Below are 12397 nucleotides of genomic sequence, written 5' to 3'. Positions count from 1 at the left end.
AGCTTTTTCTGCACAGGTTCCAATAACGCTACGGGTTTAAAATGAAAAATTCATTCTATGGTGCAATGAAGACATGGACAGGTCTTTGCGCTCTTTTTTTAATGATGGTGCCAACTGCAAATGCGCAGTTTATGGGAGACAGGCAAGCAAAGCTTGTAGTAACCAAGCCCATTGAATTTATGAACGAAACGCGAAAAGTGGAAGCAGTAGGTAGTGCTGAAGCCGTTCGTTCAATTGTGTTGTATCCTGCCGTCGCTGATGAAGTAACAGAAATTAACTTTGTCCCTGGGCAAACAGTAGAAAAAGGAAAGGTGCTTGTTCGTCTTGATGATAGACGTCAGCAAACGGCATTAAAACGCGCCAAACTCACTTTGGAAGACGCACAGCGCACCGTAGAACGATTAGCATCAAGCTATAAGCAAGGCGCTGTACCGGTCAGTGAATTGGACTTAGCACGCACTCAACGTGACCTTGCAGAAGTTGCATTGGAAGAAGCTCAAGCCGATTTACAAGACAGACACATCGTAGCGCCTTTTGACGGTGTTGTGGGCATAACTGACGTTGAAGTAGGCGATCGCATTAACGAGCAGACGGTTATCACTACACTGGATAACAGAAGCAAACTCTTTATTAACTTCAGAGCGCCTGAAGCAGCATTGCCCGTTTTACTGAATGCGCCAAACGTAACGCTTGAGCCATGGAGTGACAGAGAGAAACTAGTAAGAGCCGAGATAGCTCAGGTTGATTCTCGTATCAATGAGGCAGATAGAACGCTTCGCGCTAGAGCATTACTCGACAACTCTTCTGATCAATTTCGCCCTGGCATGAGCTTTCGGGTTAATTTAAGCATTGAAGGCGATCGCTTTGCTGCCATTCCAGAAGCCGCACTTTTGTGGGGAGCTACTGGCGCTTACATATGGCTTGCCGAAGACGGTAAGGCTAAACGTGTTGACGTGAGTGTTCATCAGCGTCTTAGAGGAACTATCCTTGTTTCGGGCGATATTGAAGAAGGTGACACACTAATTTCTGAAGGTGTACAACGCTTACGTACCGGACAAGAGATTACTACCGAACTGGCCGGAGGGCCTCAAGGTGAGTGATCCAAACCTATCTTCGTCAGTTAGCGACTTACCATCGCTATCTATTCGACGCCCGGTTCTTATTGTTGTACTAAACCTACTTATTGCTATCGCTGGGTTTGCTGCATTGAGCGGTCTTGAAGTGCGCGAGCTGCCCGATGTAGATACACCTCAGGTAACCGTTACAGCGGAATTTCCCGGCGCATCTCCTGAAACAGTAGATGCCGAAGTAACTGGTCGCCTTGAAGGTGCGGTTGCGCGTGTGAGTGGCGTCAAAGACATCTATGCGCAAAGTGAAGAAAACTCGGCCCGTGTTCGGGTTGAGTTTCGCCCCGGCGTTAACTTGGAAGACGCGGCTAACGAAGTACGTGAGTCGGTCAGTCGAATTCAGCGACAGCTTCCGGAAGATGTCGAACAAGTATCGATCATTCGGGCCGACAGCGACGCTCAGGCGGTTGTAAGCCTTGCCATTTCAAGTGATACCTTGGACATGGAGACGCTCACCGAACGTGTCGACACCGATGTAGCACCATTGTTTTTAAGCATTCCTGGCGTTGCCGACGTTATGTTAGATGGAGAAAGAGAGCGTGTGCTGCGCGTTTCTGTGGATCCTCTACGATTAACCAGTTTTGGCCTATCGATGAGTGACATTGCTAATGCACTATCGCTTGCGCCTTTTGATGTACCCGCTGGCAGTATTCAATCTGCCGAACAAGCGTTAATCGTGCGAGCTGATGCAACTTCGGTATCGGCAGAAGATGTGGGTAACATTGTTGTAAGCGGTGACATTCGAATTAATGATGTTGCCAGTGTGTACTTCGGCCCTGCCGACACCACCAGCGTAGTTCGTTTGGATGGAACGCCAGTCATAGGCGTTGGCGTAATACGTCAAGCAAGCTCTAATACGATCGAGATTTCAGATGAAGTGCTGGCCATGGTCGCAGACCTCGACAAGCGTTTTACTGATATGCATATCGTAGTAACGTCCGATGATGCAGAGTTTATCCGCGACTCGGTTAAAGAAGTGGTCGTCTCTCTCAGCCTGACCGTGGCGTTAGTCGTGGTCACACTCTTAGTGTTTATTGGTTCATGGCGTGCCACCATCGTCCCAGCCCTTTCGATACCCGTTTCACTAGCGGGTGCACTGGCTATTATTTGGGGCATGGGCTTTTCCATTAATATTCTTACCCTCCTCGCTCTTGTATTGGCCACGGGTATGATAGTAGACGACGCTATTGTGGTTTCTGAAAATATACAGCGTCGTAGAAGTATGGGTCTAGGTGCCCGTGCGGCTGCCGTGGTGGGCACACGAGAAGTATTCTTCGCAGTGGTAGCAACAACCGCTGTACTCGCCTCAGTATTTATTCCCATCGCATTCCTTCCTTCTACTGCAGGGCTTTTATTCAGGGAGTTTGGAGGCGTATTAGCTGGCGCTGTTATAATCTCATCTTTCGTCGCCCTTTCCTTGGTTCCTGCACTTACCGCCCGACTGAAGGTGAAAGAAGCGAAAGAAAGCGGTTTGTTTAGCAAGACCTTTGGCCGTTTTGGCAACGCTTGTTTGCGCCTGTATCAGGCGTCATTATTAAAAGCGCTCAAATATGGCTGGGTAGTTGGTGTGTTAAGCTTAGCAGCAGGCGGTGGCGCTTATATTTTATCGCAAAATATCGATAATGAATTACTGCCAAGCGAAGACAGAGGCACAATTCGTATTTTTGCACGAGGTCCAGACGGTGCTGGCCTAAACTTTATGGACAGACAAGCTGAAAAGATGGAAGAACTGCTGCTTCCCTATGTGGATAACGGCACCATAGATTCCATTTACACGGTAGTCGGTTCGTGGGATCCCAACATCGTCTTTATCACAGCGCCTTTGAAGCATTGGGATGACCGAGACAAATCTCTGCAAGAAGTAGTAAATGAAATACGCCCTAAGCTTCAGCAAATTCCTGGTGCGCCAGGCAGTGCCTTTGGCGGCAATAGTTTGAACCTTCGCGGTCAAAGCGGCGGGCTTGAAATAGCTTTAACTGGCGACACTTATGAAAACATTTTCGAAGCTTCACAAGCGTTCTCTCGTCAGATTGAAGATGCACTACCTGAACTAGGTAGACCGAGAATAAGCTACGACCCTACCCAACCTCAGATGAGAGTAAATATTGACAGACGCCGTGCTGAAGAACTGGGCGTGCCGCTTACCGATATAGCAAGTACCCTGCGCGCCGCAGTGAACGGCGATGATATCGCAGATTTGAATGTGGGCGACCAATCTATCCCTATCATGCTGCAAACTAATAATCGCAGTACATTAGATCCATCTGAGCTTACTAGCTTATATGTGAAAAGTACCGACGGAAACTTGGTGCCTCTTTCTAGCGTAGCTTTCATCAGTGAAGAAGGTGTTGCCGCTGAATTAGAGCGTCAGGCACAGCGCCGCGCAATTAAGCTGGAAATGGAATTGCCCGAAGACGTAGCGCTTAGTAATGTAGTAGAGAATATTCGCAATCTAGCAGCAGAATCATTACCGAACGGTATCGGACTTGTGTTTCTTGGCGAAGCACAAACTTACGAAGAAACGTCTAAGCAAGTAGCGCTTACCTATGTGTTGGCTTTTGTCATTGTACTGCTTGTATTGGCTGCACAATTTGAAAGTGTGAACAGTGCGGTTGTGGTTATGCTTACCGTTCCTTTTGGTATTGCCGCCGCGGTCTATGCCCTGTTTTTAACCGGCACCAGCATTAATATTTACTCGCAAATTGGCTTGGTAATGTTGATAGGCCTTCTCGCCAAAAACGCGATTCTTTTGATTGAATTTGCCGACCAGCTTCGCGATAAGGGTTATGATATTTACGATGCTATCGTTGAGGCTGGTAGAGTGCGATTACGCCCTATTATGATGACGCTGGTTTCAACTATCCTAGGTGGCCTGCCGCTCATTCTGTCCACAGGCGCTGGCGCAGAAGCTCGTAATGCTATTGGCTGGGTCGTATTTGGTGGATTGGGTATTGCCGTAGTATTTACCCTTTACCTGACACCGGTTTTGTATCTTGCACTTGCCAGATTTACCAAGCCACGTGCAGACGAAAGCGCTAAGCTTGAGAAGGAAATGGAAGAAGCCAACGCACAGCATTCCTAGGATTTTCCCGCTTAAGTAGGCACTATGCCTATTTAAGCGGCATCTAAAGACTGTGCGCTAGGTTTGCTTTGAGAATTAAGAGAGACGCCCAAGCTACGTGTGTTGTAACAACAAGTGTTACTACTCGCGTTAAGGCTTGGGCGTTTTTTTATTAAAAAACGGCTGATGCTAGAGCTTTCAAATGGATTAAGAACCTACTGCCCTAGTAGGTTTTACAGAACGCTTTGACTTTGGCTTTACCTGTAAAGGCGAGTAGTTGATCGACCATCCTATCAAAGTAAGGGTTGTAGGTTAGCCTTGCATACACCTTGTCTTTCTTATTAGTTGCTAACTCTTCATCAGCGTTATCGGGCTCAAATCCCCACGGCCCATACCACACTTCTTCGCCGGCTTTGCAGCGCGCTTCAGCGTCACTACCTTGACCGTTATCACATATGCGAAAGTCACTCGCAGTACCATATAGCGGGTTCTTATCTGAAAAAAGTGTACTCATATGAGAGGCTGCGCTAATACGCTGCTCCGGGACTTTCATGGTTTGCATGATGAGTGTATTTTCAGGTACATCGGGTTCGTCCTCACCCTGCCACAATAAACACTTGTGTGGATGAGTAAAATTATCTCTAAACTGTTCAGCTACTTTTTTTGTGTCAACCACACTGTCTTTTTCTGCCACCACCATAAGCACAGGTAAATTCAACGCACGCTTTTCTTTTTCCGATTTAGAGAATAAATCTTGAAGCACATTTACGCTTTCTTGATAGGCAGCGAACCCTGGCATTGCAGTGGAGTTATAGCGGCTTGGGTTATCTTCTTCTTCAACATTAGGCCAGGGAAATAATGAGTCAATATAAGGCGCTAAACGGGACACAAAGAAGCGTGATTTAAAGGCTGGTGAAAAATGCATTAGCCCTTTTATATCAAGCTCTTCAGCCATCGAAAAACTTGCTATTGTGGTCAAGTTAGCGCCCGTCGAAAAGCCACCAATGTAGAGGTTGTCTACTTCTTCGGAAAATAGTCGTATGTGATGATTAGTTTCTGTCTGCCACTGCTGATAGCTAACATTTAGCATGTCTCCGGGTTTTGAGCCGTGTCCCGGCAACAAGATGGTTCTAACGTGAATGCCCTCACTGCACATGGCGTTGGCAACATCACGAAAAAAGTAAGGTGAATCGCCCAATCCATGAACTAACAAGACGCCAATATTGCGGTATTGTGTGCCGCATTCAAATGGCATATTCATGGACATTTCTTGTGCTTTGTCGTCAGAAATAAATGCCCTATGTTCAAGCAAGTAACGTTCAACTTCATTTAGGTAATTATCGAAAGGCTGCACACCAACCGGGAAGGCCTGTGCACTGGCGCTGAACTGAGAACTGTGCGACGAATGGCAGCCGCTCAATAAGAACAGCGCGAGAGAAGCAGCACATGCGTGTGCTGCTTTAACGGTAAAATTTGGCATTGTTAACGTTTAGGTCTGTGGCAATAAAAAGCGATTATTGCAGTGTATCTTTACCCGAAACTAAAGCTTTGGCGAGTAATTTATGGGTAAGTAATGATAGAAGTTCGGTTTCTTCCTCGCTTCGCTCGCCATCAACGCCCGTGATCGCCATTGCAACCTCTAACGTTTTCTCGGCATCAAACGATAGGTCGTGCTTCAAACTGCGTAAAAACGTCATGGCATCGCCGGTGTCAATGGCCTTTCGCGTTTGGTATATCGTGTCGTTTAGAAATGCTTCGCGACAGATTGGGCTTTGCCAGTCTAAAGACTCAACCATTGCATTCAGGTAGTCTTGTTCCGACAGTGTGACCATTCCGTCGACTTGATAAAGTAATACTGAAAGCTTGATAAGGGCTTGGTTAAAACTTTGTTCTTCTGATAATTGCATAACACTCTTCCTCTTCGTACTGTACGCGGCAGTACCACAACATGCTCTGCGTCCTAGCAGTAGCGATAATTTTTTTGTGTCTACACCGAGCTATTTAACACCCAAAGCATCAATAACGCGTCGTTGTTGAACTACGATAGGACCTATAAACCTTTAACTTGGTTCAAAGGTTTAACAGGGCTAATAATGTAGACCGCTGAATTGACGATAGTGTTACGCCGCGATGAAGCTTTTAGTTCACAATGTTAAATAAGTGTAAACACCTATTGCATTATAGGTGTTTTTTGACAGGTTCCAAGTGTCACACATCGCAAAAACTGGCGTGAAAAAGAAAAGAACGAAGTTAATCAACATTGTTAACTTACGTTTAAATTTGAACCGTTGACGTTGTATGAAAGCCTGGCACACCCTTGATAAACGTGGGCCAGACTTTACCTTGATAGACGATGGGTAAAATTAAGAAATGACGTTAACGCAAGCCCAACGTGATGTCGTTGATGTAGAAATTGCCCGTATAGACTTTATCGTTATTACCGTGGGATTCTAATGCAAAAAACTGCTTATCTTCATCGTTTAGGGCTTGATACCCCCCGATCACCTGATAAATCCACACTTCAGGGTCAAAGTCTAAAGCCTGTTCTTCAAAGTAATCCAGCGCCGTTTTAGGCTGACCAGAATCGATGACTTCACAGAAATACGCTTCTACCGCTTGCTGCAATGGATCTTTTTCAAGTGACAAGGTCGATTGCTCAGTCACATCAATGTCGACTGGTTTCGTGTCTTCGTGCTTAGTCTGACGTTTGTGTACGTGGGTTAACGACGCCACTATATTTTGGTAATCGGCTTCATGCTCAACATTGTTCACGTCTGGGGCAGCGTTAGCAATAATCGCGTCCGATTGGTTAAACAACACAGGTACGTTAGTCAGGTTAGCGTAGTTGCCTGGCGCAAAATCAGGCTGCTGCTCCATGTGTAGCAAGAAGCCTTTAAGCAAGCGTGTTCGACCTTGGAACTCTCTAAACCGGCCTAACAAGTCTAATAAGCGTGCTTGTACTACTGACAGCTCCTGTGCAGCTTTAGCAAAGCGCTGTTGTAGCGACACCACCAGCAAGTGACGAAGTTCACGGTTAGAACCTGCCAGTTCACTTAACTCATCGAAGCGGAAACACTCAAGCTGGGCAAGTAAGTCGGTTACCTGTCCTTGCGCTAACTCATTTTCGCGAATTTTAGCTTCAACCGAAGACACGTAGCCAAACTCATTGTTAATACGGCCAAACATGACACGCACGCTATTACTCAATGATTCTGAAAGTTGATAGACATGCTCGGTTAAATCGCCCATGTGGGCTGCCGCTTCATTGTACTTGTTGTAGTGAAGGGCTTCTTTATAGTGCTCGGTTAGGGTTTTAAGGCTTGCCAGCGACGCACCAATATTAGCGTTGATAGTTCGGTTGCGTTCGTCTTGTAAGCTCCCCTCTAAAAGGGTTCTCACCGCGCTTTTCAAACGCAGTTCGCTTTGCGCTTCCGGACGCCACAATACGCCTAGTTGAACAAGCTGGTCTAATACCTTAGGGCTGTGATCGCGCTCTTTTACCGAACCATTAATGTACGCCTGCATGATAAGGTCGCTGTGACGACCCAATGCGTTTAATAGTTTAGTCCCTGCCTGAATTAACACCTGGCTCATATCAAGCTACCTTGCGAAATAGCGGCCTCCGCCTGCTCAGATAAACTCAGCGCTTCAGTTTCATCAATGAAACGTAGCATTTCGTAAAGGTGTTCAATTTTGCCAGTGCCCAGATAAATCTGTTTATCTGGGTTTGGCTTAATCAGATAACCCATTTCAGTTAAGCGTTTAAACACCTGCTTTAGCTGACCATCCAAATTCACACTGGTAGAACCAAACATGCGATAACGCGATATTTTCTCTAACTGCTCAGCATAGGCGGGGGTGTCTTCAATGGTAGTTTGCAGCTCGTTTAATCGAATCGCGCTACCCATGGTAATGGGCATATCAGATTCATTGGCTTGCTGAACTAGCAGCAACCACTCTACCAGAGGCACTAGGTTAGATGCTGTATCTTGGAACTGCTGTGTAAGCACTTTGCGCTCGTTCTCACCAATGGTGAGGAAGCTGGCAAAGAATACGTCACCCTCAGCGGTGGTCGATAATGTACGATTTAATAACGCTAAATGAGGTTCTAACTGCGCAGCGTTGTCTCTTGATTTAAGATAACGCCATGCCTCTTCATCGGTCACCTGACATATAAACGCGCCTTGTAAAAGTGCACTCAGTACACGGCCTTGTTCTGTCATCATGCTGATGTCTCCTCACCTGCTACTTCACTGTTCTTTTCTGCTTCTTTTTTCTGTTTAATGCGCGCCCCTATAGAGCTTGCTTTTGGCTGAACCACCTGCAGTTGGCGGGTTACCTTATCTATCAAGTAGCGGTTTTCAAACAACGTCAATACTTCTGACTCTGGGTTAGGGAATGCGCCGACTACACTAATGTTATTGTTTTGACACGCTTCAAAGATTTTCTTCACGTTGTTTTGGTGAAGTGTACCTAGTTCATCGATCGGCCAATGCACTGTGGCGTCGGCATCGCCGCGCAGCAGACGGGTGAAAGCGAGTAAGAATTTACACAGAATAAGGTAGGCCATACCGTGGCTTGATGACTCGTTAAGCTGGCGATCAGTACGAATGACAAGATCACTTTTACCCTCACGAAGGTGTAGCTCGATATCAAGTAGCTTGCTAATGCCGCCCGTAAGCGCTGCACGGCCAAGAATATCAAGAACCCGGCGCATACTTTGACCGTACTCTTCCTCTGGTAACTCGTTAGCCCCCTCTTCCATCCAGTGCTCATAGAGCTTTCTGAATTGCTCAAGTTCGGGCCAGAATTCAAGTTCACTAATACGTGAGCGAATTTTAACAGCCGAGTCTGATACACCATCAAGAGAAAGGTCGCCGTCGACCTCTTGGGTAATACGGCGGCTTTGCGACACAATGCGTTTGTCGATATCGGCAAGTACAAAGTAGTATTGCGAAAGATCGGCACCAAAGATACGGCCTTGCTCACGCAAGCCCTGTAGCTTCTGCGGAACAATCACGTTTAGAAGCTGTGCTAAATGCGACACCATACGGCGATGATCAAAGCTCTTCACGCCGTGGGCGTTCAGCGTTGCACACTCTTCACGGGCGCGCTCCCACGTATCAGATAGCCCTGTGCCCGCTTGCGCGGCAATAAGCTGATCGAACCGCTCTACATAGGCGCGAATATCGCTTAGTAAGTTTTCGCGCTCTTGAAGCTGGCTTTGCACTTCTGAAATACGCTGACCAATACTTACATCGTCGTGCTTAATTTCAGCCGTTTCATCACCTGCCTGAAGCGTAAGCTTGGCAAGAGATTTACTTAAGGTTTTAACCTGTTCTAGGTGCTCACTGGCAGTTTTAAGCGTAGTTTCAAGCTGTCCGTGCTGCTCTTGAAGCTGTTCGCGGTTAGCTTTATAGGTTGCTTGTTTGCTGGCTAAATTACGCTCAGATTCGCCCAATAACTTACGTGACTTAGACAAGCCTTCCTGCCATACCACTTTTTGCTTGGTAAACACGTTAGTGTACCAACGCTCGTAGTCGGCTACTTTATGACGGTGGGTTTCAGTGCGCGTAATGTCTTCTTTAAGCTTATTGATTTGCTTTTTAAGCTGACCTATTTCATCAACATCCACACCGCGATTGCTCAATTCGCTTTCTAGCCAATCCTGCATATCTTTGCGGTCTTGGGCAGCATTGTCTTTCGCCTTACGCATGTCGCTATCAAGCTGAGATATACGTGCTTCACTGTCAGCAATAAGCTGCTGCCAATGGAATTTGTGTTCGGTTTCCGCTTCGCGCTGCTGATCTTTGATTTCGTCACGACTAAGCTCAAACTGCGCCTTCGCTTGCTTTTGCGACTGCTGATTCGCTTCAAGCTTAGTTTTGGCTTTTTGCTTACGTGCAGAAAGCGCCTGCTGATATTCGCTAAGTACCGTATCGCGGTCTTGCTGTGCACGTTTACGGCTGGCTTCGGCACTTTTAACGGCGTTGTCTTTTTGGGTAACCACAAGCTCGGCGTTGCGCACATCTTCGTTCGCTTTCGCCAAGCGCTGTTCGCATTCGTTTTGCGCAGCAAGGGCAGCGGCTTGACGAATTTCAGCTTCTTGCAGTTGCTGCTTAAGCGCTTGCTCGGTAAAGGCATAGTCTGGGGTATCAAGTTCAGTAAGCGCTAACTTGACGCCCATAAAGGTATGGCTGGCGCCTTGTGCGTCCTTTGCCATAGCAGGCGCTAAATCAGTGCGCTCTAGTAGCTCAGGGCGCACAACTTTACCTAAGGATAACTCCCAGTCATCGACATTGGCGCGCAAGAACTCAAGTAGCGAGCCTTCGCCAGGATAAAGAAGCGCATTAATCTTGTTAACCGCTTTTTCTTCTTGTTGAAAGGCGTTGCGTGCTTTATCTAAGGCATTTGAACATTCTTTGCGAAACTCAACTGATTTACTGTGCGCCTGCTGCGCTTGTCGCAGCTCACCGCGCGCTGCATCTTCATTGATAGATGCTTCTTTAATGGCCGCATCAAGAATATCTAGCTGAGATTGTTCAAACTCGTTGTAGCCTGCGTTACTTAGTGAAGCTTTTAGTTCAGCTTCAGCAACTTTTAGCTCATTCAAACTATTTTGGTAATCGTTCTGAAGCGCGCTTAGCTGGCTATTGTAGTCGCTCTGAATGCGACTTAATGCTTCACGCTCGCTTTGCTGCTGCTCAGCTTTATTCTCTGCGGCTTCTTGGCGTGCGGCCGACATTTCTTCTAGAGTAATTGACAGCTTTTCACCTAGCTCAGCCAAGCGCTTATTGTAGGCCGACTCAATATCTTGGTGTTTTTCAGTAAGCAGTACATAGCGACTATCGGCCATAGCCTTTTCATTTTGCCACTGCGCTAGATTTGCCACGTCTTCTTTAAGCTGCTCAATATTTTCGTCTTGCCATTTATCGAATTCACGCTCTACGGTATCAAGTTCACTGGTGAACTTCTCAACATCAGCGCGAGCAGATGAAATAACCTGATTTAGGTGATCGCGGGTATCACCCCACTCGCTGTCCTTTTGTTTGCGCTGGAAGCTATTCTCATCCAGTTCATTCTTTGTTGTTTCAACGCGCGCAGCCAAGTAGGTCTTATCAAGCTCGAAGCTATGCTTAAGGTTAGCAAGCACTTGCTCTGTTGTGGTTAGCGCCATGTCAGCTTGTTCGAGTTTAGAAAATTCAGGGCGAATTTTGTCGAACTGTTTAATTAAGTGACATTCTTTAATCCAGTCATCGACGCGGTGGCGGCTTAGGCCTGAAGTAGGTGGCGTAACACCATCCTCTTCTAAAATGGCGGCAATCATGGCCTTGATAGTTTCCATCTTGCCTTCTTTAGAGTGAACCGCTTTAGCCAACTTCTCAATGTGGCGCATGTGTTTCGACGGTTCGCAAAGGCTAAAGATTTTAGCGTAGCCTAATAGCTCACGGGCATTGTTACTCTGGTTAAGCACCCCGTGGTCGTTTTGAATGATTGCACGGAAGTCTTTCGTATTAAGTAAGCTCGTAACCAATATGTTGTTACGCTTCATGGCGCGTGCAAGCTCGGCGCTGCTTACACTAGCGTGTTTGCCGTTCTTTTGCTCTATTAAGTAGTCACTGATTTCAAATGGCTTGCCGATTAAACGATAATTGACGCCAGTACCATTTGAGCTTAACACTGCTTGGCACAGGTCACCTTCAGCACGCGTGTATTCATAAATAATAAAGCTAGATAAACGAGGCAAATACCAGCGTTCAAAGCTGTCACGGGTTGCCGGTACCACGCGACTTGGGTACTCGCCGTAAAACACGGGAATAAGTCGTTGAAGCGTGGTTTTACCCGACGCATTGGTACCACAAATATTGGTGTGTCCATCAAGCTTTAGCTCGACCACGCCTGGTAAATGCGTGTCGATAAGAATAATACGTTTTAAGCCTGCCATAGTGTTCCTGTATCAATAACTCTGCCGCGTGAACGCTCACACAGCACAAAACTGTACCTGCTTTGAAAGGGTAAAAATTGCCTACCTGAAAGAAAGCGAGCACATGCGCACGATGTAGCCCGTCAGTGTATTATGAATTCACGAATTTGCACAGATGCGCGGCGATTTGTTGGTTATAAAGCATGCTATTGTTTAAAAGTTAAGTTGGCAAAGCTTTTAAATATCCCAATAACGCCACATAAATATAAAGCGACACGTACTGAT

General features: G+C 46.6%; 7 protein-coding genes. 2 read left to right on the top strand and 5 right to left on the bottom strand.

The features are described from left to right. Positions 1 to 41: 41 nt before the first annotated feature. Together AWH61_RS03510 and AWH61_RS03505 are read left to right on the top strand one after the other, a co-directional pair. Positions 42 to 1100 (top strand): efflux RND transporter periplasmic adaptor subunit, encoded by a 1059-nt coding sequence (locus tag AWH61_RS03510; protein WP_014948828.1) that lies wholly within the window; start codon positions 42 to 44, stop codon positions 1098 to 1100. Further along, entirely contained in the window at positions 1093 to 4209 is a 3117-nt protein-coding gene (locus tag AWH61_RS03505; protein ID WP_049585860.1) for an efflux RND transporter permease subunit, read from the top strand. The genes AWH61_RS03510 and AWH61_RS03505 overlap by 8 nt, the downstream gene beginning before the upstream one ends. Before the next feature lie 202 nt (positions 4210 to 4411). Here the strand turns inward: AWH61_RS03505 and AWH61_RS03500 are convergent, their stop codons facing one another. The 5 genes from AWH61_RS03500 to AWH61_RS03480 form a co-directional block, all read right to left on the bottom strand. After that, entirely contained in the window at positions 4412 to 5668 is a 1257-nt protein-coding gene (locus AWH61_RS03500; RefSeq protein ID WP_061094604.1) for an alpha/beta hydrolase, read from the bottom strand. Between the two features lie 34 nt (positions 5669 to 5702). Then, positions 5703 to 6095, bottom strand: coding sequence for a TerB family tellurite resistance protein (locus AWH61_RS03495; protein WP_039227263.1), 393 nt, complete (start codon positions 6093 to 6095; stop codon positions 5703 to 5705). A gap of 469 nt (positions 6096 to 6564) precedes the next feature. Next, positions 6565 to 7782 (bottom strand): phosphoenolpyruvate carboxylase, encoded by a 1218-nt coding sequence (locus AWH61_RS03490; RefSeq protein WP_075176223.1) that lies wholly within the window; start codon positions 7780 to 7782, stop codon positions 6565 to 6567. Then, on the bottom strand, positions 7779 to 8414 hold the full coding sequence (locus tag AWH61_RS03485; protein ID WP_014976014.1) for a condensin complex protein MksE: 636 nt from the start codon (positions 8412 to 8414) through the stop codon (positions 7779 to 7781). The genes AWH61_RS03490 and AWH61_RS03485 overlap by 4 nt, the downstream gene beginning before the upstream one ends. Continuing rightward, the gene (locus AWH61_RS03480; protein WP_075176222.1) at positions 8411 to 12133 is read right to left on the bottom strand and encodes an ATP-binding protein; all 3723 of its coding nucleotides are present in this window, start codon (positions 12131 to 12133) and stop codon (positions 8411 to 8413) included. The genes AWH61_RS03485 and AWH61_RS03480 overlap by 4 nt, the downstream gene beginning before the upstream one ends. Positions 12134 to 12397: the final 264 nt, after the last annotated feature.

The sequence above is a fragment of the Alteromonas sp. W12 genome, from assembly GCF_001924945.1.
Classification (GTDB): Bacteria; Pseudomonadota; Gammaproteobacteria; order Enterobacterales; family Alteromonadaceae; genus Alteromonas; species Alteromonas macleodii.
This window is presented reverse-complemented; position numbering and strand designations above follow the sequence as displayed.

Coding starts and splice junctions, on each gene's coding strand:
- AWH61_RS03480 (WP_075176222.1), bottom strand. CDS start 12,133: ATGGCAGGCTTAAAACGTATTATTCTTATCGACACGCATTTACCAGGC.
- AWH61_RS03500 (WP_061094604.1), bottom strand. CDS start 5,668: ATGCCAAATTTTACCGTTAAAGCAGCACACGCATGTGCTGCTTCTCTC.
- AWH61_RS03495 (WP_039227263.1), bottom strand. CDS start 6,095: ATGCAATTATCAGAAGAACAAAGTTTTAACCAAGCCCTTATCAAGCTT.
- AWH61_RS03510 (WP_014948828.1), top strand. CDS start 42: ATGAAAAATTCATTCTATGGTGCAATGAAGACATGGACAGGTCTTTGC.
- AWH61_RS03485 (WP_014976014.1), bottom strand. CDS start 8,414: ATGATGACAGAACAAGGCCGTGTACTGAGTGCACTTTTACAAGGCGCG.
- AWH61_RS03490 (WP_075176223.1), bottom strand. CDS start 7,782: ATGAGCCAGGTGTTAATTCAGGCAGGGACTAAACTATTAAACGCATTG.